Annotated in this window: 20 protein-coding genes; 11 read left to right on the top strand and 9 right to left on the bottom strand. The window is 64.9% G+C overall.

Going from position 1 to position 23,092, the window contains the following annotated elements; translation table 11 throughout:
• Positions 1-3 precede the first annotated feature (3 nt).
• The 4 genes from HD883_RS18540 to HD883_RS18555 all read right to left on the bottom strand — a co-directional run bounded on the left by HD883_RS18540 (position 4) and on the right by HD883_RS18555 (position 4,330).
• The gene (locus tag HD883_RS18540) at positions 4-549 is read right to left on the bottom strand and encodes a DUF3299 domain-containing protein (protein ID WP_179582744.1); all 546 of its coding nucleotides are present in this window, start codon (positions 547-549) and stop codon (positions 4-6) included.
• 16 nt (positions 550-565) lie between these two features.
• Complete coding sequence (locus HD883_RS18545; RefSeq protein ID WP_179582742.1) at positions 566-2,242, bottom strand: amidohydrolase; 1,677 nt, start codon at positions 2,240-2,242, stop codon at positions 566-568.
• A 166-nt stretch (positions 2,243-2,408) separates the two neighbouring features.
• Positions 2,409-3,323 carry a LysR substrate-binding domain-containing protein gene (locus HD883_RS18550; RefSeq protein ID WP_179582740.1) on the bottom strand — a complete coding sequence of 305 codons (915 nt, stop codon included), beginning with the start codon at positions 3,321-3,323 and terminating at the stop codon, positions 2,409-2,411.
• Positions 3,324-3,370: 47 nt separating this feature from the next.
• The gene (locus HD883_RS18555; RefSeq protein WP_257022296.1) at positions 3,371-4,330 is read right to left on the bottom strand and encodes a LysR family transcriptional regulator; all 960 of its coding nucleotides are present in this window, start codon (positions 4,328-4,330) and stop codon (positions 3,371-3,373) included.
• Between the two features lie 82 nt (positions 4,331-4,412).
• On the opposite strand from HD883_RS18555, the gene HD883_RS18560 reads away from it, so the two are divergent.
• The 9 genes from HD883_RS18560 to HD883_RS18600 all read left to right on the top strand — a co-directional run bounded on the left by HD883_RS18560 (position 4,413) and on the right by HD883_RS18600 (position 16,284).
• Complete coding sequence (locus HD883_RS18560; RefSeq protein WP_179582738.1) at positions 4,413-6,506, top strand: hydantoinase/oxoprolinase family protein; 2,094 nt, start codon at positions 4,413-4,415, stop codon at positions 6,504-6,506.
• The gene (locus HD883_RS18565) at positions 6,503-8,260 is read left to right on the top strand and encodes a hydantoinase B/oxoprolinase family protein (protein WP_179582736.1); all 1,758 of its coding nucleotides are present in this window, start codon (positions 6,503-6,505) and stop codon (positions 8,258-8,260) included. The genes HD883_RS18560 and HD883_RS18565 overlap by 4 nt, the downstream gene beginning before the upstream one ends.
• Positions 8,250-8,645, top strand: a complete 396-nt coding sequence (locus tag HD883_RS18570) for a hypothetical protein (RefSeq protein ID WP_179582734.1) — start codon at positions 8,250-8,252, stop codon at positions 8,643-8,645. The genes HD883_RS18565 and HD883_RS18570 overlap by 11 nt, the downstream gene beginning before the upstream one ends.
• Entirely contained in the window at positions 8,642-9,898 is a 1,257-nt protein-coding gene (locus HD883_RS18575; RefSeq protein WP_179582732.1) for a CobW family GTP-binding protein, read from the top strand. The genes HD883_RS18570 and HD883_RS18575 overlap by 4 nt, the downstream gene beginning before the upstream one ends.
• Before the next feature lie 55 nt (positions 9,899-9,953).
• Entirely contained in the window at positions 9,954-10,943 is a 990-nt protein-coding gene (locus HD883_RS18580) for a Bug family tripartite tricarboxylate transporter substrate binding protein (protein WP_257022297.1), read from the top strand.
• A 144-nt stretch (positions 10,944-11,087) separates the two neighbouring features.
• On the top strand, positions 11,088-11,747 hold the full coding sequence (locus HD883_RS18585) for a (2Fe-2S)-binding protein (protein WP_373563402.1): 660 nt from the start codon (positions 11,088-11,090) through the stop codon (positions 11,745-11,747).
• Positions 11,748-11,750: 3 nt separating this feature from the next.
• Entirely contained in the window at positions 11,751-12,776 is a 1,026-nt protein-coding gene (locus HD883_RS18590; RefSeq protein ID WP_179582730.1) for an FAD binding domain-containing protein, read from the top strand.
• A gap of 1 nt (position 12,777) precedes the next feature.
• Positions 12,778-15,063, top strand: coding sequence for a xanthine dehydrogenase family protein molybdopterin-binding subunit (locus HD883_RS18595; protein WP_179582728.1), 2,286 nt, complete (start codon positions 12,778-12,780; stop codon positions 15,061-15,063).
• A gap of 81 nt (positions 15,064-15,144) precedes the next feature.
• Positions 15,145-16,284, top strand: a complete 1,140-nt coding sequence (locus tag HD883_RS18600) for a metallophosphoesterase (RefSeq protein WP_179582726.1) — start codon at positions 15,145-15,147, stop codon at positions 16,282-16,284.
• Positions 16,285-16,344: 60 nt separating this feature from the next.
• On the opposite strand, the gene HD883_RS18605 is transcribed toward HD883_RS18600, so the two are convergent.
• Genes HD883_RS18605 through HD883_RS18625 form a run of 5 tightly spaced genes read right to left on the bottom strand, consistent with a single transcriptional unit; the run spans position 16,345 to position 21,045 of the window.
• Positions 16,345-17,322 (bottom strand): Bug family tripartite tricarboxylate transporter substrate binding protein, encoded by a 978-nt coding sequence (locus tag HD883_RS18605; protein ID WP_179582724.1) that lies wholly within the window; start codon positions 17,320-17,322, stop codon positions 16,345-16,347.
• Between the two features lie 51 nt (positions 17,323-17,373).
• Positions 17,374-18,528, bottom strand: a complete 1,155-nt coding sequence (locus HD883_RS18610) for a mandelate racemase/muconate lactonizing enzyme family protein (protein WP_179582722.1) — start codon at positions 18,526-18,528, stop codon at positions 17,374-17,376.
• On the bottom strand, positions 18,525-19,520 hold the full coding sequence (locus tag HD883_RS18615) for a hydroxyacid dehydrogenase (protein ID WP_257022298.1): 996 nt from the start codon (positions 19,518-19,520) through the stop codon (positions 18,525-18,527). The genes HD883_RS18610 and HD883_RS18615 overlap by 4 nt, the downstream gene beginning before the upstream one ends.
• Positions 19,521-19,541: 21 nt before the next feature.
• The gene (locus tag HD883_RS18620) at positions 19,542-20,681 is read right to left on the bottom strand and encodes a mandelate racemase/muconate lactonizing enzyme family protein (RefSeq protein ID WP_179582720.1); all 1,140 of its coding nucleotides are present in this window, start codon (positions 20,679-20,681) and stop codon (positions 19,542-19,544) included.
• A 34-nt stretch (positions 20,682-20,715) separates the two neighbouring features.
• Positions 20,716-21,045, bottom strand: a complete 330-nt coding sequence (locus HD883_RS18625; RefSeq protein WP_179582718.1) for an NIPSNAP family protein — start codon at positions 21,043-21,045, stop codon at positions 20,716-20,718.
• 106 nt (positions 21,046-21,151) lie between these two features.
• Here HD883_RS18625 and HD883_RS18630 point away from each other — a divergent pair, with 106 nt between their 5' ends.
• Both HD883_RS18630 and HD883_RS18635 read left to right on the top strand, forming a co-directional pair.
• Entirely contained in the window at positions 21,152-21,907 is a 756-nt protein-coding gene (locus tag HD883_RS18630; RefSeq protein ID WP_179582716.1) for a GntR family transcriptional regulator, read from the top strand.
• Positions 21,908-22,086: 179 nt separating this feature from the next.
• Entirely contained in the window at positions 22,087-23,091 is a 1,005-nt protein-coding gene (locus HD883_RS18635; RefSeq protein WP_179582714.1) for a Bug family tripartite tricarboxylate transporter substrate binding protein, read from the top strand.
• Position 23,092 lies beyond the last annotated feature (1 nt).

Consider the following 23,092-nt stretch of genomic DNA (forward strand, 5'->3'; position numbering starts at 1 on the left):
GCATCAAAACTTCGTCACCACGTCGCTGTCATTGAGCCGGTACACCAGGGCGTTGGGCGCATCGGTCACCAGTTGCAGGGTGCCTCGCACACGCACCGGTTCGTTCGACCCGGCAAAGGGCCTTTTGGTGTTCACCTCCACGATCGCCGCTGGATCGGGATGCGTACAGTGCGTGCACAGAATGGGCGTTGCGCTGACCAGGAACTGGCGATTGGGTTGGCGATCCCGCACCTGAGTCACGAAGCCGACCAGGGTCACCCGCTTGCCGTCCAGGGATCGAACGGCAGGCGGGAAGGTGGCGGTGAACACGCCGCCGTTTTTCCGGGCCACATAGGTCTTGGCCAGGGTCCCCCACAGGACCAGATTCGCCGGGGGGTTCCGGAAATCCGCCGCCGACAATTCCCGGGTGTCATGCTGATGATCGCCGTGCGGATTCACGACCTCCGGCGCGTGCTCATGGGCATGCGCAAGAACAGGCAGCGTCGACGCAAGCGCGACGACCACCGGAGCAATCCATCGCGCAAGGCACGCGGGCAGGTCGTGAATCATGCTTCACCTCGGAACGTCAGAATGTCAGCACGGGGTCCTGGTACACCTTCTTGCCACCCACGAACGTGGCCACGGCTTTCAGGTCTTCCAGTTCGGCCGCGGGCATGGCCATGAAGTCGCCCGACAGCACCACGAAGTCGCCAAGCTTGTTGGGTTCGATCGAGCCCTTGATGGCCGTCTCGTCCGTCAGTTGGGCGTAGTTGATGGTCAGCATGCGCAACGCCGTATCCCGTGACACCGCCTGGTTGACACCCACGACGCCGCCGGTGATGGAGTCGCGTGTGATGAAGTGGTACATGACCCAGAACGGGTTAAGCGGAATGACCGACGCATCGGTGCCACCTGACACCTGCAAGCCCTGGTCGAGCAAGGTCTTGGCGGGCGAGACCTGCGACGCGCGTTCTTCGCCCCAGTAGTTCTTCAGCACCGGCGCGACCAGATACAAGTGGTCCTGAAGCGACATACGAAGATTGAGCGCCTTCATGGCCGGGTACTGGTCCGACCGGGTGATGAAGGCATGTTCGATGGTCCATCCCGCCTGCCGGATGTCCTTGTCGGCATTGGCCTGTTGATACCCTTGCAGCACCTGGTCGACAGCAGCATCGCCAACGGCGTGCGTTGCCGCGCGCCAGCCCGCGCGGTTCAACGCGATCACCTGCTCGTTGAACGCGGTCTGGGTGACCGTCTGCAGTCCGTAGTACGTGCCGTTCTGACCCATCGGTTCCGCGTACGGCTTGGTCATCAGGCCACCTTCGAAGCCGCCGTCCACGGCAAGCTTGATGCCCCACACGCGCGCCCACTCGTCGCCGTCATTCTGTTTGACGCCGGCTTCGGCCAGGCTTTGCGGCGTGCCGCGGAACAAGACGCTGTAGCGCACCGACGATCGCTTGTCGGCCGCCAGTTGCTGGTACTGCTTGTAGACCGCGACCGACGTTCCAGGGACCCGCACGTTGACCAGGCCGTAGGAATTGAGCACCTTCTGTTCGGCCGCAACGTCTTCGATGGTTGCGGCTGGCGTGGCCGGAAGGGTGATGAGGCGGCGGGCCGTGTCCACCAGCTCGCCGGTCAGTCTGCCGGCGGAATCCTTGGGGATGGCGCCCCCCGCAGGGACCGCCGTGGCCGGCGTGATGTTCCACTTTGCAAGCGATGTCGTGCTCAGGAAGTAGCTGTGTCCCCCCCGGACCAGCACCGTGGCATACCCGGGCGCGGCGGCTTCCAGTTCGGCCGCGGTGGGCAGGCGCTGCTCTTTCAGCTGCGCTTCGTGCCAGTCACTGTTCGAAACCAGGATGCTTCCGGGCGCGGCCTTGGCGGCGGCTTCGGACAGTTTGGCAAACAGTTCCGCCAGGGACCGCGTCTTGGAAATGTCGATGTTCGGTCCGCCGCCGGCACTGTGGAAGTGGTTATCGGAAAGTGCCGGAATCACCGTGCGGCCTTTCAGGTCAACCACCTGGGTGTTGGGTCCGGCATTGCGCCGGATGGCGTCGGTCGAGCCCACGGCAAGAAATTTTCCGTCCTTGATCGCGAAGGCCTGCGCCACGCTGGACGCACCATCAACGGTCAGTACCTTGCCGTTGACGAACACCGAGTCGGCAACGGGCGCCGGCGGGCCATCGTCACTTCCGCCGCAGCCTGCCAGGGCAAGCGTCGCTGCAACCGCCAGCAATGTCTTCGGATTGGATTCCCATGCCTTCATGACTACCTCCGGGCGCCCGGCCCTGATGGATAAGCTTTAGGTTTAAAGCTGTTGATGGTCATGATAAGGACGGGCGTGCGGTCGCACGCTTCCTATTTTTGCAACGCTGCTTCCTGTTTTCAGCGGGCTGACAGGCGCTGGATCAGGCGCTGGATCAGGCCCCCGATCAGGCGTGCGTCGCCTGGAATCGCCGGGACAACAAGTCGACGAACAGCCTCCCGCCCCGGCTCAGGCTGCGACGTGACGGGTACACCGCGTACAGGGTGACCGGTGGGGGCGTCCAGCCTTGCAGCAGGTCGCACAGCCGTCCTTCCGCAATGTCGTTTTTGCAGGTCATGACAGGCAGTTGCGCCGCACCCAGGCCGCGCAGCGCCGCGTCGCTCACCAGCGACAAGGTATCGGCCAGGAAGCGGACGTCCACATGAATGGTTTCGCGTGCGCCCGTCGGATCCTGCAGCACCCAGCTGGAAGGGCTGTCATGGAAGGTCCACCCGACCGCCGGAATCCCTTCGACGTCTTGCGGTGTGGAGACATGCCGATACCGATCGGCAAGCTCGGGCGCCGCGACCAGCAGGTACTGGCATTCACCCAGTCTGCGCGCCACGATATCGGCATCTTTCAGCGCGCCAATCGAGGGCAGGATCACGATGTCTGCCGAGGCTTCCTGCTCTGATGCGCGTCCGTTGTAAGTCGATATCTTGATCTGGAGTTGCGGGTGCTGCGTGGCCAGGTCCATGGCCAACGGACCGACCAGCGACGCCGCAACCTTGACCGGACAGGACACCCGCAACACGCCCGTGGGACTGTCCGCGCTATCGGCGGCAAAGGCATAGGCGGCCTGGGCCTCCGACCGGATGCGGACCGCGTGTTCGACGATGCCTTTGCCCACCGGTGTGACCGCGAACCTTCTGGAGTCCCGCACCAGCAGACCGACCCCCAGCTTGCGTTCAAGATCCTGGATGCGCCGGCTGATGAGCGACGTGGACCGGCCGGTCCGCCGGCTGGCGGCGCTGAATCCGCCAGCCTCGACCACTTCCAGAAAGATCATCAGGTCATCAATGTGGTCGACGTGCGTGGTCATGGGGCTCTCGCGGCAGGCATAGACGCAAAGTACACCGCCGCGCCCGTTTAGTCCTCCACCTCTGGCGGACTCAGATTCCCATCCCACTCCTTCACGATCGCCTGCACCATCTCGGACACGATCTGGCAGGCCGTCGTCATCTTCCCGTGTTTGGGCAGCGCGAGCGTCACGTGCCGCTTCAGGCTGGGCGTGACGATAGGGGTTGCTTGCAAGCGCCTGGCGCGCAGCTCCGCCACGAAGGAATACGGGCCGAGCACCGCATACAGCGGCTCGCTGGCCGCCAGTTCTTTCTGCAGGGTCAGGGAATCGGCTTCGACCGCGGCCTGCAGCACGAAGCCTTTGCTGCGCGCGGTTTCGTCCAGCATCGCGCGCCAGTGCGCGGGGCGGCGCGGCAGCACCAGGGGCAGGCCGGCCAGGCGGGCAAAGTCGATGGACGGCGCGCGCGTCAACGCGTCCCCGGGCCGGGCGACCAGGTAGGTGCCGACACTGGCCAGCAGCCGTTCTTCGGCGCTGTCGGGCCGCCGATAGCGGAACAGGATCGCCATGTCGACCGCGCCACCGTCCAGCAGCGTGTCCAGTTCGCCGCCCTGCCCTTCACGCACGTTCAGCCGGATCGACGGGTAGCGTTCCTGCAGCCGCGCGTACAGGGTCGTCAGCAAGGGGTGGGCGGCGGACGGCAGGATGCCGAGGCGCACGTCGCCCATCGGCACGCTGGACGTGGACCGGATGTCGCGGAACAGCTGCTCGGAATCCGCCAGCCACGCGCGCACGCGCACCACAATGTTTTCGCCTTGCTCGGTCAGCACGACGCCGCGGCCGGTGCGGCGGAACAGGCGCGCGCCGCAGGCGGTTTCCAGGTCGGTGATCTGGCGGCTGATGTGCGACTGGACGGTCTGGCGGGCGGCCGCGACCTTGGTGAAGCTGCCTGCTTCGACCACGTCGATGAACAGGCGCAGCGCGGCGGGATCCATGGCTTCCGGTCCGGCCTGATATCTGTTTTTTGGCATGTCTGAAATCTCCGCTGCCAGTCTATTCAGATATCGAGCGCTTGCCTAGACTGCGTTCCAAGATGACCGGACAGGAAATGCCATGAGCAGACAGGAGACACCCGGTTCCGCCCCCCTGCGTATCGCAGTGGACATTGGCGGGACTTTTACCGACCTCGCGACCTTTGACGAGAAGACTGGAAAGCTGTCGTTCGGCAAAGCCTTGTCGACGCATGGCGAGCTCGTCAACGGCATCCAGCACACGCTGGACAGCGCCGGGGTCGACCTGGCCAATGGCTACCTGTTCCTGCACGGATCGACCATCGCGATCAACACGCTGCTGGAGCGCAATGGCGCCAATACGGCGCTGCTGATCACCGAAGGCTTTCGCGACATCTATGAAATCGGGCGGGTGAATCGTCCGGACGCGTACAACCTGTTCTTCGGCAAGCATGTGCCGCTGGTCAAGCGCTCGCAGCGTTATGAAGTGCGTGAACGCCTGCGTGCCGATGGCAGCCTGCATCGCGAGCTGGATGAAGACCACGTGCGCGAGACCGCCAAGGCATTGAAGGGCCAGGGCATCGAAGCCGTGGCCGTGTTGCTGCTGCATTCCTATCGCAACCCCGCGCATGAACAGCGCGTCAAGGCGATCCTGCAGGAAGAACTGCCGGGCGCCTTCGTGACGGCGTCGCACGAACTGTCGCAGGAGTATCGCGAGTTCGAACGCGCATCGACTGCGGTGGCCAACGCCTATGTCGGGCCGCGTGTGTCGGCCTATCTGGGCGAGCTGGAAACGCATCTGCATGAGCGTGGCTTTGGCGGCGCCTTCTATGCGGTGCAGTCGACCGGCGGTTTGTTCCCGGTGGCGCATGCCCGCCGCGACTGTGTGCGGATGCTCGAATCGGGACCTGCCGCCGGCGTGATCGGTGCGCAGGCCATCTGCGCGCAGCTCGGCCTGGGCGATGCGATTGCCTTCGACATGGGCGGCACGACGGCCAAGGCGGGAGTGATCAGCGACGGCAAGCCGCTGACGACCGGCAGTGCACTGATTGGCGGGTATGAACGCGCGCTGCCGATCCAGATCCCGATGATGGATATCTTTGAAGTCGGCACGGGCGGGGGCAGTATTGCGCGCATCGAATTGGGCCAGTCCTTGCGGGTGGGCCCACGCAGTGCGGGCTCGTCCCCCGGCCCGGTGTGCTACGGCCGCGGGGGCAAGGAGCCGACCGTGACGGATGCGAACCTGCTGCTCGGCCGGCTCGACCCCGACCACTTCCTGGGCGGCGACATGCCGCTCGATCATGCGGCCACCATGACGGCGATGCATGAACGTATTGCCGGTCCGTTGGGCCTGGAGCCGGTCACGGCGGCTGACGGCATTCTGCGCATCGCGGTGACGGCCATGTCGCATGCGGTCAAGGCGGTGACCACCGAACGCGGTCTGGATGCGGGCCGTTTCACGATGGTGGTGTATGGCGGCGCAGGTCCTTTGCATGCGTCGGCCATCGCGCGGGAACTGGGTATTCGCAAGGTACTGATCCCGTTTGCGCCGGGCTATTTCTCGGCCTACGGCATGCTGTTCAGCGACCTGCGCTACGACTATGTGCGGTCGGTGTTCCGCCGCCTGGAAGACCTGTCGTTCGACGAGATCGAAGCCATGTATGCGTCGATGGAAGAAGAAGGCCGCGCCGCGATTGGTGCGTCGGAACTGACACCGGAAGGCATCGTGATCGAACGCGCCGCCGACATGCGCTATGTGGGTCAGGAACACGCGGTCACCGTCGATCTGCCGCGCGCCTTCTTTGAACAGGAAGACCGCGAAGCCATCAAGCGCCACTTTGACGAGATCCATGCCGTGCGCTACGGCACGTCGGCGCCCGACGAACCGTCGGACATCGTCAGCCTGCGCGTGACGCTGCTGGGCACCATGCGCAAGCCGCCACGCCATGCCGTGCCGGTAGGCGACGCCACCCCTGCCGCCGATGCCATCCGCGCCACCAAGCCGGTGTATTTCCGAGGCAGCGGCTTTGTCGATACCCCGGTCTATATCCGCGACAAGCTGTGCAGCGGCAACCGGATCACCGGCCCGGCATTGATCGAAGAGCATGCATCGACGACCGTCCTCCAGCCGCTGGACACGCTTGAAGTCGACACCTGCGGCAACCTGCAACTCACCATCGGGAGCGATCGTTCATGAGCGTCCTTGCCCAACCCCACGCCACGGTCGACCCCGTCACCGTCGAAATCGTCCGCAACGGCCTGTTTGCCGTCACGGAAGAAATGAAGACCAACCTGATGCGGACGGCCTACAACCTCATCATCTACGAAGCCCTGGACTTTACGGTCGGCCTGTTCACGGTCGAAGGTGACACCGTGTCGATCGGCCTGGGCCTGCCGATGTTCATTCGTGGCATGTCCGAAACGGTCAAGGCCAAGATCCGCCATTTCGGGCTGGAGAACATCCACCCGGGCGACATCCTGGTCACCAACGATGCGTACACGACCGGCAGTCACCTGAACCACTTCACGTTCACCATGCCGGTCTTCCATGAAGGCGAGATCATCGGCTTTACGTGCTGCATGGCGCACTGGCTGGACGTGGGCGGCACGCTGGGCCAGGTCACCACCGACATCTTTTCGGAAGGCATCCAGATCCCGATCGTGAAGTACCGCAAGCAGGGCGTGGTGAACCAGGATCTGGTCGACATCATCGCCATGAATGTGCGGCTGCCCGAACGCGCGATGGGTGACCTGCGCGCGCAGATCACTGCGGTGACGACCGGCGAGCGGCGCTTTCTGGAACTGGTGCAGCGTTATGGCGCGGCCGAGGTCAAGGCGTCGATCGCGCAGATCATGGACCAGTCCGAAGCGGTCGCACGCCAGAACACACTGAGCATTCCCGATGGCACGTACGAAGCCGAGTCCTACATGGACGATGACGGCGTCGAGGTGGGCAAGCGCATCCCGATCCGCGTCAAGGTGATCAAGAAGGGCGATGAAATGACGATCGACCTGTCGCATGTGAGCCGGCAGGTGCGGGGCTTCTACAACTCGGGCTTCACCACCGGCATTGCCTGCGCGCAAGTGGCCTACAAGTGCCTGACGACGCCGACCGACTACCCGGTCAACGATGGCAGCTTCCGTCCCTTGAAAGTCATCATGCCGATGGGCACGGTGATCAGCGCCGAACGTCCCTTCCCGATGCGGGTGTGGATGACGTTCCCGATGACGGTGATCGACACCATCTTCAAGGCACTGGCCACCGCGATCCCGGATCGGGTGATCGCCGGTCACCATGCCGACCTGGTGTTCCCGAACATCCATGGCATTTCGCCCGAAGACGGCCGACTGTTCATCGTGGGCATCGGCCCATTGGGTGGCGGCTGGGGCGCGAAGTCGTCTGAAGATGGCGTGTCGGTCACGGTCTGCATCAACGACGGCGACACCCACAACAGCCCGACCGAACAGCTGGAAGCCAAGTACCCGGTGCTGGTTGAAAAGTACGCCATCCGCGACGACAGCAGCGGCGCGGGCCGGCAGCGCGGCGGCCTGGGCGCCGAAATGATCGTGCAGGCCCTGTCGCCGTTCTCGGTCACGACCCGGATCGACCGCGTGCACTGCAAGCCGTGGGGCCTGCATGGCGGCGGCGAAGCGGCGGGCAATGGCATCGCGATCCGCAAGAAAGGCGAATGGAATTCGGACATGCCCAACGCCAAGATCTTCAATGTGCGGCTGGAGCGCGGCGATGCCTACAAGATGATGTCGGGTGGCGGCGGTGGGTTCGGCAATCCTGCCGAACGAGATGCCGCGCTGGTGGCGGAGGATGTGCGGGAAGGGTATGTGAGTGCGGAGGTGGCGCGCGAGATCTACCGCGTGGCGCTGACGGCCGAGGGCTCGATTGATGATGAGGCGACGCGCCAGTTGCGCGCCACGTCCGACCATGCCGGCTGATCCCGGCGACCGCACCCGTGTGCTGCTGCGCATGTGGGAAGACCTGGCGCGCCAGCACGTGTCGATGGGCGGCGGATGCGCCTGCGGCATCGGCGGCGTGACGGTGCGGCTGCAGGACTTCGAGCACGACATTGCCGACTACCTGGTCGCCGAGGCCGAGCGGCTCAAGCAGGCGGACGTGCTGGCCTTGCTGTCGCAGCACGTGCAGTTCGACCCGCCGGGCGAAGACGAGATCGTGAAGGTGCTGCGCGCCATGGCCGACACGCAATCGCCCGCATCGCCCACGGTGGTCGAGTGGCTGTTGCAGCGGCTCGAACGCACCCTGAATTCCTTTGCCAAGCTGCATGGCGGCGCGGCGGCGAGCACCGTAAGGACCACGGTATGACCAGGACCCCCGAACTCAAGGCGTCGACAGCCGTGCCGCCCGCTGCATTGCCGGACGACGAATCGTTGTCGACGACAACGACTTCGTCCTCGCCTACGCCGGTCACGGTGCTGACCGGTTTCCTGGGCAGCGGCAAGACCACCGCGCTCAATGCGCTGCTGGTGCAGCCCGCGCTGCGGCATACGGCCGTGATCATCAACGAGTTTGGTGAAGTCGGCCTCGATCACCACTTGGTTGCACGCACGGAAGAAGACCTGGTGCTGCTGGCCAATGGCTGCATCTGCTGCACCGTGCGGGGTGACCTGATCGGCGCGTTCACGATGCTGGCTGAACAGCGTGCGAAGGCCGAGGGCGCGGGGAATGGACCGGAGAAAGGCACGGCGGATGGCGCCGGTGGCCGGTTCGTCGAACGCGTGATTGTCGAAACCACGGGTCTGGCCGACCCTGCGCCGATCCTGCATACCTTGATGAGCGACCCCGCCGTCACGGCCAAGTACCGGCTGGCGAATGTGGTGGCAACGGTCGATGCGGTCAATGCCGAAGGCACGCTGGACCGGCATGCCGAGGCCGTCAAACAGGTGGCGGTAGCGGATCGTTTGCTGCTGACCAAGACCGATCTGGTGGACGCCGCGGCCCGCGACCGCCTGGTGGCGCGGCTGCGCGCGATCAATCCGGCGGCAGATATCGTGGATGTGGCGCAGGCCATCACCCAGCCGGAAACGCTGCTGGGCGATGACACCTACGACCCGGCCCGGCGCGGTGCGGATGTCGAAGCGTGGCTGCGGGTCGCGGCGTATGAGGATGACGCGGAAGACGGCGCGGAGGACGAACCTGAGCACGCTCATGATCATCACGATCACGATTCCGATTACGCTCAACACGCCGGCCACGCTCACGATCACGCGCACACGCACGCCCACGACCGCAACCGTCACGACGACCACATCAAGGCCTTCTCCATCATCCGCGACCAGCCCGTGTCGTGGGCCGGCCTGCAGACCTGGCTGGAAATGATTGCCGGCATGCGCGGCGACGATCTGCTGCGGGTCAAGGGCATCGTCAACGTGATCGAGCACCCCGGCCAGCCCGTCGTCATTCACGGCGTGCAGCACCTCTTCCATCCGCCCGCCTTCCTGCCGGCCTGGCCGGATGCGGATCACCGCACACGAATCGTCTTCATCACCCGCGACATCGAACGCGATCTGGTCGAAGACACGCTACGCATTTTCGAAAGCCGGCGCACGCGCCGATGATCGCGTGAAAAAGAAAAACGGGCCGCACGGGCCCACAACACTGGTGGAGACTACCTTGAACAAGCGCAGAACCCTGCTCACCGGCGCGCTGCTGTGCGCCGTCACGACCGCGGCGCCGCTGACGGCGCCTGTCATGGCCGCCGACGCGGCCTACCCCAACCGGCCTGTTCGCATCATCGTGCCTTACCCGCCCGGCGGCACGGTCGATGCGGTCGCGCGCGTGGTGGCCGAAGGCCTGACCGAACAACTGGGCCAGACCTTCGTGGTTGAAAACCGCGCGGGCGCCAGCGGTTCGATCGGCAGCGAAGCCGTGGTGCGCGCCGCGCCCGACGGCTACACGCTGCTGGTCAACGCGTCGACCTTTGCGGCCAGCCCGCTGTTGATGAAGAACCTGCCCTACGACATCAACCGCGACTTCACCCCGATTACCAACCTGGGGGATGTGCCGCTGCTGGTCACGGCCTACCCCGGCATCCCGGCCGCCAACCTGCGCGAGTTCATTGCCCTGGTGCGCAAGAATCCCGGCAAGTACAACTTCGGTTCGTCGGCCGTGGGGTCCGCCAGCCACCTGGCCGAAGAAGCCATCAAATACGAGGCCAAGCTCGACATCGGCATCGTCCAGTACAAGGGCACCGGCCCGGCGCTGACCGACACCATGGGCGGCCACGTCAGCGCCATGACCGACGCCATCCCGTCTTCGCTTCCCCATGTCAAAGGCGGCAAGCTGAAGGCCATGGCGGTCACCAGCGCGCAGCGTCTGCCTTCCCTGCCCGACGTGCCCACCGTGGCCGAATCGGGCCTGGACGGCTTCGACATGGTGTCGTGGTACGGCCTTTGGGGTCCTGCCAAACTGCCCGCCGACATCACGCACAAGCTGCATGAACAGGTGGTCAAGGCGCTCAAGTCTCAGCGGGTGGCACAAGTCCTGAGCGAACAGGGCTTCATTCCACGCGGGTCGACACCGGAAGCCTTCGCTGCCTATGTCAAAAGCGAGAACGCCAAGTATGACAAGCTGGTCAAGGCCGCCAACATCAAGGTGGACTGAACGCAGGGCCGGACGCCCGGTGCCGCCGCCTTAGTGATTTCCAATTGAAAGCGGCACTCGATTTTCTAGTGATGAGTCGAGTAGATTGAGTCCTTTCCACGAGACGGTTCCGGCGACGGCGACCGCCGCCGCAGAGGGGCTCTCATGCATCAACCCGACGACAAGTTCAAACCGGGCCGGCGTTCGTTTCTTGGTTACAGCGCCGGCGCCGCGTCCGTCGCAGCCGTGACAGGCTGTGCGTCCATGGCGGCCGATAACCCGATGGCTGCCGCGCCGCCCGTCACGGGCGAGGCCGGCGCCGATACGCAAGCCGTACAAATGCCCATGACGCTCGAGGTCAACGGGCAGACCCGGCGTTTTTATGGCGACGTGCGTCTCAGCCTGTTGGACGCCTTGCGCGAAAAGCTGGAACTGACCGGCTCCAAGAAAGGCTGCGACCAGGGCCAATGCGGCGCCTGTACGGTGCATGTCGACGGCAAACGCGTGCTGGGTTGCCTGACATTGGCCGTCACGGTCCAGGGCCGCAAGGTCACCACCATTGAAGGCCTGGCCAGTCCGGGCCGGCTGCACCCCATGCAGCAGGCATTCATCGATCACGACGCGTTCCAGTGCGGCTACTGCACACCGGGGCAGATCATGAGCGCCGTGGCGATCGTCAACGAAGGCCACGCCAAGAACGACAATGACATCCGCGAATCCATGAGCGGCAACCTGTGCCGCTGCGCGGCCTATCCCAACATCGTTGACGCCATCAACGATGCCAAGGTCAAGATGGCCGCGACCCCGTCGCCGGCAGGGAGCTGACCCATGCGTCCCTTTACTTTCCAACAAGCCGCCAACGAGCTGGACGCCGTCCGTGCGGCCACGCCCGCGCCGGGCGGATCCGATCTGCGCGCGGATGGCGCCACGGCCTACCTGGCGGGCGGCACCACGCTGGTCGACCTGATGAAGCTCGACGTGATGCGTCCCCGCACCCTGGTGGACATCAACGGTCTGGCGGCGACGCACGGCGGCATCGATGCCGATGCCCGCGGGCTGCGGCTGGGCGCCCTGGCGCGCATGGCCGACGTGGCCGACCACCCCATGGTGCTGCGTGACTATCCCGTGATCGCCGAAAGCCTGGCGCTGGCGGCCAGCGGGCAGTTGCGCAACATGGCCAGCATCGGCGGCAACGTGCTTCAGCGCACCCGGTGTTCCTACTTCCGCGACACGAGCTACGCCGCCTGCAACAAACGTTCGCCCGGCAGCGGCTGCGCCGCCATGGAAGGCGTCAACCGCATCCACGCGGTGCTGGGCACCACATCCAAATGCATTGCGAGCTACCCCGGCGACCTGGCCCATGCATTGATCGCGCTCGGCAGCGAAGTGCAGGTGCTCGGACCCAACGGCCCCCGCATGTTCCCGTTCGCGCAATTGCATCTGCAATCGGCCGACACGCCCGAAACCGAAACCACGCTGCGTCCGGGTGAACTGATCACCTCGATCTTCGTGCCGGCGGGTCCGTACACTCGCCGGTCCACCTATGTGAAGGTCAGGGATCGCCAGTCGTATGCCTTTGCGCTGACGTCGGCCGCGGTGGCGCTGGACCTGGCCGCCGATGGCACCGTGCGCGACGCGCGTATCGGTCTGGGCGGCATCCACTACGCGCCCTATCGGGCCATGGCAGCCGAAGCCGCCTTGAAGGGCAAGCTGCTGGACGAGGCAAGCGCCACCGCCGCCGCCGATGCCGCCCTGCGTGGCGCGGTCACGCATGGGCATAACGACTACAAGCCGGAGCTGGCCCGCCGCACCCTGGTGCGCGCTCTGCTGCAGGCCAAAGCGAAGGAGATCTGAGATGGCAACGCTGACAGACCCCAATCCGGCCACCCGGGCCGGCGGAATCGGCGCGCGCGTGACGCGTGTCGATGGCCCCGCCAAGGTGACCGGCACGGCGGAATACCCGTCGGACGTGGCCGTCAAACGGCCGCTGTACGCCTACTTCCACACCAGCAGCATCGCCCTGGGCCGCATCGAGTCCATGGATGAGCAGGAGGCCCGTGCCTTGCCAGGCGTGGTCGAGATCATGACCTGGCGCAATACGGCAGGCATGCTGGACACCGTGCCACCGTCCAAGGGCGGGAGCACGTCGATCCCGGTCCTGCAGTCCGCGGACATTCATCACGATGGCGAAATCGTTGCCGTAATCCTGGCCGAAGACTACGAAACCGCACGGGATGCGTCTCACCGGCTGCGCGTGGGCTACACGTCCCGCACGCCGACCGCGACCTTCGGATCCACCGGCCTGGGACCGGAACTGCAGAAGGACGGCCCCCGCTTCAAGAACAGCAACGTGGGGAACGCGGCCGCGGCGCTCCAGGCCGCCGCCGTCAAGGTTGAGCAGCACTACGCCACCCCCACCCAGCATCACAACGCCATCGAACTCTTCACCACCACCGCGCAGTGGCAGGGTGATGAACTGACCATCCACGAGCCCAGCCAATTCCTGGTCGGCTCGCAGAACACGATTGCGGCCGCACTGCGGATCGATCCCGCCAAGGTGCGGATCATCAGCAAGTATGTGGGCGGCGCCTTTGGCGCCAAAGGCATGACCACGAGCCGGACCGGCCTGATCGCGCTGGCCTCGCGCAAACTGGGCCGCCCCGTCAAGATGGTGGCCACGCGGGACCAGGGCTTCACCATCGCCACCTACCGCGCCGAGACGCGGCAGCTGGTCAAGCTGGGCGCATCGCGCGATGGCAAGATCACCGCGCTGATCCACGAAGGCGACGAAGTCAGCAGCCGGATGGACAGCTACAAGGTCGGCGGCACGGAAACGACGGCCCGCATGTACTCGATTCCCAACGTCGCCAGCAAGGTAACGGTGCAGCACGCGGATCGCAACACACCGGGCTTCATGCGCGCGCCGGCCGAAGTGCCGTATATGTTCGCGCTGGAAAGCGCGATGGATGAACTCGCGATCGCGCTGCAGATGGATCCGGTCGAACTGCGCCGCATCAACGATGCGCAGATCGAACCCATCGAAAAGCGCCGCTACAGCAGCCGTTCGCTGGTGCAGTGCTACGACGCCGCGGCCAAGGCATTCGGCTGGGATCACCGCCGCGCCGCCAGACCCATGTCGATGCGCGATGGCGACTGGCAGATCGGATGGGGCTGCGCCACGGCGTGTTACCCGTCAATGATTGCGCCGAGCTTTGCGCGCGTCAGCCTGTCGGACAGCGGTGCGAAGGTCGAAGTGGCGGGGCATGAAATCGGCACCGGCGCCTACACGATCTACGCACAGACGGCGGCCCAGATGCTGGGCCTGCCGGTCGACAAGGTCGAGGTCATCATGGGCGACTCGCGCCTGCCCCCCGCGCCCGTGGCCGGCGGCAGCAACAATGCCGCCAGCATCAGCAATGCCGTCGCGATGGCCTGCATGCGGATCCGCGAGCAACTGGCGGCGGCGGCGGTGAATGATCCCAAGAGCCCCCTGCATCGGCGCGACGCGGCGACCGTGCAGCTGATGGACGGCCAGCTGCGCGCGGCGAACGGAACCGGCGAACCGCTGGCCGCGGCAGTGGCGCGTGCTGGCGGCGGGGTCGAAGCCATGGTGGGCAACAATCCCAAGAACCTGCCGCCCGAAGCCCTGGCAGGCTTGCGCAAGGGCCGATTGATGATGACCGGCGGCAGCATGGCCGAAGACTTCGTCAAATACGCCTTCGGGGCGGAATTCGTCGAGGTGCGGGTGCACCGGCTGACGCGCGAAGTGCGCGTGTCCCGGATGGTCGGCGCGTTTGCCGCCGGCACCATCATCAACCCGATCACCGCCCGCAGCCAGCTCATGGGCGGCATGATCTGGGGCATCAGTTCCGCGCTGCACGAAGCCACCGAAATCGACCCCCGCAACGCACGCTACACCAACGACAACCTGGCCGAGTACCTGATCCCGGTCAACGCCGACGTGCCCAAGGTGGACGTGCTGTTCGTGGCCGAGACCGACCGCGAAGTCAATCCGCTGGGCATCAAGGGCATTGGTGAGTTGGGGTGCGTAGGGACGGCGGCTGCCGTGTGCAATGCGATCTTCAACGCCACCGGCGTTCGTATCCGCGAACTTCCGGTGCGGATCGAAAAGTTGCTGTAACAACAGGAAAGAGTACGCTGCGGCGGTGCGCCGCCGCAGCCGCTATCATCGACGGCCCTTCCTGCCTTGCAGACGCCCCCCGTGTTTCACGTCAATCTTTTCCTTGCCTTCCTGTACGTCGCCGCCCGTCTTGTCCTGCCGCTGCCCTGGTCCGTTGCTGGGCGCGCGGTGCTGGCGGTCGTGCTGCTGATCGTCTCCAAGTACCACCTGTTGCAGATCTGGACCTTCGGGACGATGTACTCGCCCGAAATGCCCCGGCCCGCCGTGCTCGTCATGGGGTGGCTGTTCGTCGCCTTTTTCCTGATGATCCTGTTGACCGCGCTGTTCGATGTCGGCCTGATCGTGTCCTGGGTCGCCAGGAAACGGCGCGCGTTGCCGGGCACCACCCGCACACGAGGCCGCTACGCAGTCATGATCGTCGCGCTGCTGCTGTCGGCCATCGGCGTGCAGCAGGCCCTGCGAGTCCCCGACGTGCAGCGCGTGGAAGTTGCGATCCGCAACCTTCCGCCGGCGCTGGACGGATTCAAGCTGGTGCAGCTGACCGACCTGCATCTGCAGCGCCTGATGAATGCGGAATGGGCGACCCAGGTGGTCGCGCGCACCAATGCCCTGTCGCCCGACCTGGTCGTCATTACCGGCGACCTGATTGACGGCACCGTGGACGCGCGCCGCCCGGACATCCAGCCCCTGGCAGACTTGAAGGCAAGGCACGGTGTCATCACCAGCCTGGGCAATCACGAGTACTACTTTGGCGCGCCCGAATGGACCGCCGAATTCCAGCGCCTGGGCATGCGGGTGCTGGTGAACGAGAACACGGCCATCGGCGACCCCGGCCGCGCGCTCTATATCGCCGCCGTGACCGACATGGTGGCCACACGCTTCGGCCTGGACAACGCGCCCGACCTGAGCCGCGCAATGAGCGGCATCCCCGCCGGCGCTCCGGTCGTGCTGCTAAGCCACCGTCCCGTGGACATGCTCCGCAACGCCGCCGCCGGCGTCGGCCTGCAACTGTCGGGCCACACGCACGGCGGCATGATCCGCGGCTTTGACCTGATCGTGAAGCAGGCCAATGGCGGCGTGGTATCCGGCAGGTATGACTTTGGCGGGATGACGCTGTATGTCAGCAACGGCACCGGGCTGTGGAACGGGTTCCCGGTGCGGTTGGGTGTGCCATCCGAGATCACGGAGTTCGTGTTGAAGGCGAAGGCCGGCGCGCCTTGACGGCACGCCGCCGGCCGCATGGCGATCGATCCGGCTTCAGTCTGGTTTTACGCCGGACGATCAGTCCGGCTTTACACCCGCCACCTCAATGATCTTCGCGGCCTTGTCCATCTCGGACTTGATGTGCGTCGCGAACGCATCCGGCGAACTCGCCACGATCAACACTCCTGCCTTCGTCAACGTTTCCTGGATACCAGGATCCTTCAACGCCGCCACGATCTCCGTATTGAGCTTGCTCAATACATCCTTGGGCATCTTGGCCGGGCCGACAAAGCCGTACCACGACGTCGCCTCATACCCCGGCACGCCGGATTCCGCCACCGTCGGCACGTCGGGCAATGACGGCAGGCGCTGGGCTGACGCCACGGCCAAAGGCAACAGCTTGCCGCTGTTCACATGCGGCATGGCGGTGGGCAGCACGTCGAACTCCAGCACCACGCGCCCCCCCAGCAGATCGGTGTAGGAGTTGGACGATCCCTTGTAGGGCACGTGGACCATGCTGATGTCCGCCATGTGCGCGAACTGTTCCATGGCCAGATGCTGCGACGATCCGCCACCGCCCGATGCGTAGCTGATGCCGCCGGGGGATGCCTTGGCCTTGGCGATCAGTTGCTTGACGTCGCGCACCTTGAGCGACGGATGCGCGATCAGGATCATCGGCGCCGACACGGCCAACGAAATGGGCGTGAAGTCGTTGATGGTGTCATACGTCACGTTCTTGTACAGGCTGGCATTGGCGGCATGGGTGCCGGGTGAGGCGATGCCGAGCGTGTAGCCGTCGGGCGCGGCTTTGGCGACAGCGTCGGCGCCGATCATGCCGTTGGCGCCGGGGCGGTTTTCCACCACCACGGTCTGCCCCATGCGTTCGGACAGGCGCTGGCCCACGGCGCGCGCCAGCAGGTCGGTGGTGCCGCCGGCCACATACGGCACGATGATGCGGATGGGCTTGTTGGGGTAGGCCTGCGCAAAGGCAGTCAGCGGCAGGGCCAAAGGCGCAGCCAGCGCCAGGCAGGCAGTCATCACGATGCGGGTGTTCATGGTCGTCTCCTCCATAGGCCTCGTCGGGCCACTTGGTTTGCGGTGCAGGTCTTACACGTAGGCAGGTCCTTCAATGCCCGGATGGGCACGCAAAAAGTCTTCGTCCACGTCCACGCCCAGGCCAGGCTTGTCGCCCGGCATGACGCAGCCGTTCTCATCAAGCAGGTCCGGGCGCGATGTCAAAGCGTCGCGGAACAGGTTTTCTTTGGCGACGTCCGCTTCGAAGTAGCCGGGGTTGTCGATCGCCGCCAGGAAATGAATGCTGGCGGACATGTTCAGCCCGCTGGCAGACGTATGTGGATGGATGGCCAGCTTCTCGCTTGAAGCCATGGCAGCAATCCGCAAGGCCTCGGTAATGCCACCCGTCTTGGACAGATCGGGCTGCAGCACCTGCACGGCGCCTTCGGCGATCAGCCGGTTGAACTCGAAGCGCGTAAAGTGGTTTTCACCCGCGGCCAGCGGCACGGCGCCAAGCTGCGACGCGTCCAGATAGCTGCGGTAATCGTGCGGCGCAAAGGGCTCTTCGAGCCACAGCACGTCCAGGGCATCCAGGGCCGGCATCACCTTGCGCACGTCGGCCAGCGTGTAGCCGGTGTTGGCATCGACCATGATGCCGAGATCATCGCCGCACGCTTCGCGTACCGCGGTCAGGCGTTCGATGTCCCGTTTGGCGGTATCGCCAAACCGCAGCTTGACGGTGCGATACCCCTGCGCGCGCAATGCTTCGACTTCGTCCACCAGTTCCGACGGCGGCTGAAAGCCGAGCGAGATCCCGCCAGCATAGGCAGGCAAGGGCTTGCGGCTGCCGCCCAGCAATTTGTAGAGCGGCCAGCCCACGGCCTTGCCGCGGATGTCCCACAGCGCCTGGTCGATGCCGCTCATGGCCAGCGCGCACGCAGTGCCCATGCCGTGGCTGGCCAGTTGCCGCTGATAGATGCGCGACCAGACGCCCACCACGTCGGATGCATCCATGCCCAGCACCAGCTGCTTCAGCGTGGTGTTGATCAGTTGAACAATGGCGCCGGGGCAGCGGCCATGATGCGATTCGCCCCAGCCCACGATGCCGCTTTCGGTCGTGACCTTGACGATCAGCGCATCGCGTTTGACCGCGCGGCCGATGCCCAGCGTCACGCCCTGCCTGACCGGGAACGAGGTCGCAAAACCTTCGATGCGCGCGATCTTCAGACTGCTGTCGGCATTGATCATGCGGCGGCCTCCCTGGCATGCTGCCGTGCGGCCGCGCCTTCCCAGGTTTCCGGATTGACGAGGAAAGTGGGCCGCTCGCCACGGATCAATTGCACCAGCTGCCGGGCCGCGCCCTCGCTCATCTTGACCGAGCTTTCTTCGGTCAAGGCGGCCACGTGCGGCGTCAGCACGGCATTGTGCGCGGTCAGCAGCGGATGGTCCCGGCGCAGGGGCTGGTTTGCATAGACATCGATCGCTGCGCCGGCAATGACGCCCGCATTCAAGGCCTCGGCCAGCGCCAGTTCGTCCACCACTTCGCCGCGCGCGGCATTGACCAGCCACGCCGACGGCTTCATGGTCTTGAGGCGATCCAGCGTGATCATGTGCCGCGTCTGGTCCGTCAGCGGGCAATGCAGCGTGACGGCATCGCTGCGCGCCAGCAGGTCTTCCAGCGACACCGCTTCGACGTAGTCGGGCAGGTCCGTGGCATTCGGCTGATAGCCCAGCACATTCATGCCCAGGCCATCGTGGCAGATGCGCGCCACGCGCCGGCCGATATCGCCCACGCCCACGATGCCGATGGTCTTGCCCGACCATTCGAAGGTGGCGCCTGACAGCGCCCGCGCCGTGCCCCAATCCGTGTCATGCAGGCTGCGGTCGATCGCACCGAACTGACGCGCGGCATGCAGCAGGCTGCCCACCACGTATTCGGCCACCGCCTGCGCGTTGGCGCCGGGCACGTTGGCCACCGGCACGCCCTGCGCGGTGGCGGCCGCCACGGGAATCATGTCCAGGCCCGTGCCGTTGCGCACGATGCCCTTGAGCCGATGCGGCCGGTCCAGCAGGTCTGCCGGAAGATGGTTGCGCACCAGCAGGTAGTCGGCGTCGCCCACCATGCGGCGGAAGGTGTCCGCCTGGGTGTCAGGCGCGACCACGATGTCGGCGATGCCGGCAAGCAAGGCGTCGCCGGATGGATGCATGGGCAGGGTGCAGAGCACCACGGGTCGGGTCATGGTTGTCTCCTGGATGCGGGCTTAGGCGACACGGTATTTGTCGAGCACGGCACGATTGATCTCGATGCCAAGGCCCGGGCCGGTCGGCACATGCACGATGCCGCCGACATGCGTCAGCGCGGTGCTGCTCAGTTCATCGCGGAACGGGTTAAAGGTCTGCTCGTACTCGAGCATGGGCGGCTGCGGCACCAGGCACGGCGGCGTGTTGGGCAACGACGCCAGGAAGTGCATGGTCGCGGCCAAGCCGATCGCCGTGCCCCAGGCGTGCGGTACGCACTGGATGGCTTGCGCCTGCGCCAGGGCCGCGATCTTCTTGCATTCGGTAATGCCACCCGCGGCGCACACATCCGGCTGCACGATGTCCATCGCGCGCTTTTCCAGGATGCGGCGGAAGCTGAATTTGGTGAACTCGTTTTCCCCGCCGGCAATCGCCATGTCCAGCTTGCGCGAGACTTCGACATAGCCATCCAGGTCTTCGGGCGAGATGGGTTCTTCGAACCAGTGCACGCCCAGCTTTTCCAGTTCGCGGCCCAGGTTGATGGCCTGCGGCACTGTGAAGCAATGGTTGGCATCGACCATCAGCTGGATGTCGTTGCCGATCGCATCCCGCACCGCCGCGACGCGGTCGATGTCCTTGGTCAACGAGCCCAGGCCGATCTTCATCTTGATGGCCTTGAATCCCTGGTCCACATAGCCGCGCGCTTCTTCCACGGCCTGCTCGTTCAGGCGGTCCATGTCCTTGAAGTACAGGCCGGTCGCATAGGCTTGCAGCTCGGTGCGGAAGGCGCCGCCGATCAGCTTGTGGATGGGCTTGCCCACCGCCTTGCCGATGATGTCCCACAACGCGATGTCCACGCCGCTGATGGCCGAGATGGTCATGCCGGTCAGGCCGTAATCCTTGACCTTGTTGTAGAGCTCTTCCCAGATCACTTCGACGTCAAACGGATCGCGGCCGATCAGGCTCGCGCGCAGCACGGTGTCGACGATGGCCTTGTTGACCGCGGCCGGGCCATAACAATCGCCCCAGCCAATGACGCCTTCGTCGGTCACGATCTCGACGACAAGCGCGCCCTTGGTCTTGTAGAACCAGCCGCGCGACGAGGTGAAAGGCTCATCGACATTGACCAGCAGTTGATGGGTGATGACATCGGTAATTTTCATGGGGGGCTCTTGAACAGAAAGTGGGGTGGCAGGCTCAATACGCGGGGCCGTCGGCCCAGGGCGAGAACGGCGCGGGCACAAGAATGCGGTTTTCTTGCGTCAGCACGAAGGGCTGGACCTTGGCCGCATAGGCTTGCCAGTCGGGGTGCTGCAGCAGGGTGGCGCGGCGCGCGGCGCGGTCGGCCAGGCTGTCGTACGCCCACAGGTGCACGACCTGATTCAGCGTGCCGATGTCGGTGGTGAAGTAGCCGACAAGATTGCCCAGAATGGGCCGCTGGATGGCCAGCCCTTCCGCTTCATAGGCGCGGATGTAGGGCAGGGATTTGCCGGCATGGCAGGTGTAGGTTCGTTCTTCGACGATCACGAGGTCTCCTCTCGATTACTATAGTCCTATATAGTGATTTGGATTATAGGCTTGAGAAAACGCATGTCAATCCTTCCTTCGCACGCGGTTTTGTAGAATGCAGCCCATGACTTCCGCCCCCAACTGGCTCGCAGGCCGCCTGAAGAACGACGCCGGATCGGGCTTGCCCAAGTACTTGCAGCTGCGCAAGGCCATCTCCGATGCGATCGCCGACACCACCCTGACCGAAGCCGAAAAGCTGCCGGCCGAAGAGGTGCTGGTAAAAATGAGCGGGTTCAGTCTTGGCACCGTGCAGCGTGCGCTGAGCGTGCTGGTCGATGACGGCCTGCTGACCCGCAAGCAGGGGTCGGGCACCTTCGTGGCCGACAAGGAAGCGCCCATGCGCGCGCCCTTCTATCACTGCAAATTCCTGGACGAAACGTCGGGCGAGATCCTGCCGATCTATTCGCGCATCCTGGGCCGCACGGTGGTCACCGACTCCGGTGCGTGGAGCGACCACCTGCGCGGCGACGAACACGTCTGCATCGAACGCATCTTTTCGATCAACAACGAGTTCGACGTCTACACCCGCGCGTACATCGTGCGGGGTGTCTTTCCCCTGCTGGATGATTCGCCGCTGGACACGCTGAGCGGCATCAACATCAAGGAATTGCTGGAGCGGGAATACCGGCGGCCGGCCACGCGGTTTTCGGAAAAGCTGTCGGTGAGCGTGTTTCCGCCCGCGGTCTGCAAGCTGTTGAAGCTGCCCAAGGGATCGGCGGGCGCCACCCTGGACATTTCGGCCTTTGACCGGCGTGGCGAAGCCGTCTATTTCCAGTCCTTGTCGATCCCGCCAAATCCGCGCAAGCTCGTGGTCAGCTGACCAGGCGCGGTCAGCGCTGCATGCCCGCACCACATCTACGGGTAAACCACTACAACACGACGGGCGCAATAATTTATAATTTTTTCATAAATTATATGAACTACGCGTTCATATAAAAACGGGGATACGGCACCACGCACCGTCGCAGGTCACCCAGACCTGTCCACTAAGGACACCCAATGAAAAAAACCGCCCTTCGTCGCCCCGTTCCGCTGCTTGCAGCGTCCTTCGCCACTTCGCTGGCCGCCCTGCTGGCTCTCGCAGCACCTGCCCAGGCCGCCGATTACCCGGTGAAGCCGGTCAGGATCGTCGTGGCCTATCCTGCCGGCGGCGACACCGACGTCATCGCGCGCTGGATCGCCGAAAAGCTGGCTGCCAAGTGGGGCCAGCCCGTCGTCGTGGAAAACCGGACCGGCGCGGCCGGATCGATCGGCAGCGCCTATGTCGCACGCGCCCCGGCCGACGGCTACACCTTGCTGGTCGCGCCGAACACCCTGGCCATCGTCCCGTATGTGCTCAAGCCCGGCAGCGGCGGCGACTACAACGCCAAGACGGACTTCACCCCCATTTCGGAAATCGGCCGCCAATCCCTCTTCATGGTGGGCGCCGATCACGCCGGACTCAAGTCGGTGGACCAGGTGGTGAAGGAAGCCCGCGCGGGCAAGGTCAACAGCTACGCCAGCCCGGGCAGCGGGTCGCCCATGCATATCCTGTCGGAACTGTTCGACCGGTCGGCCGGCATCAAGCTGACGCAGATCCCTTATCGCGGCAGCGCGCCTGCCATCGTTGATCTGGTGGGCGGCCAGGTGCCGGTCATGTATTCGACGATCGGCCCGCTCGCGCAATACGTGGCGACCGGCAAGGTCCGCCTGCTGGGCGTGGCCGACAAGGTGCGCTCGCCCTTCGCCCCCGATATCCCGACCTTTGCGGAGCTGGGCTACAAGGACGTGGAAGTCAGCGCGTGGCAAGCCATTCTCGGCCCGCGCGGCCTGCCGCCCGAAGTCGTCCAGAAGGTCAACCTGGCCGTCAACGACATCCTGAAGATGCCTGACGTGGTCGATCGCATGAAGGCGCTGGCCATCCTGCCGACCGGCGGCACCCCCGATCAGATGGGCGCGGTGATCAGCGCGGAAGACGCCCGCTACGGCAAGATCATCAAGGACTTCGGCATTCGTGCCGACTGAC

The organism is Pigmentiphaga litoralis, from assembly GCF_013408655.1.
GTDB lineage: Bacteria > Pseudomonadota > Gammaproteobacteria > Burkholderiales > Burkholderiaceae_B > Pigmentiphaga > Pigmentiphaga litoralis_A.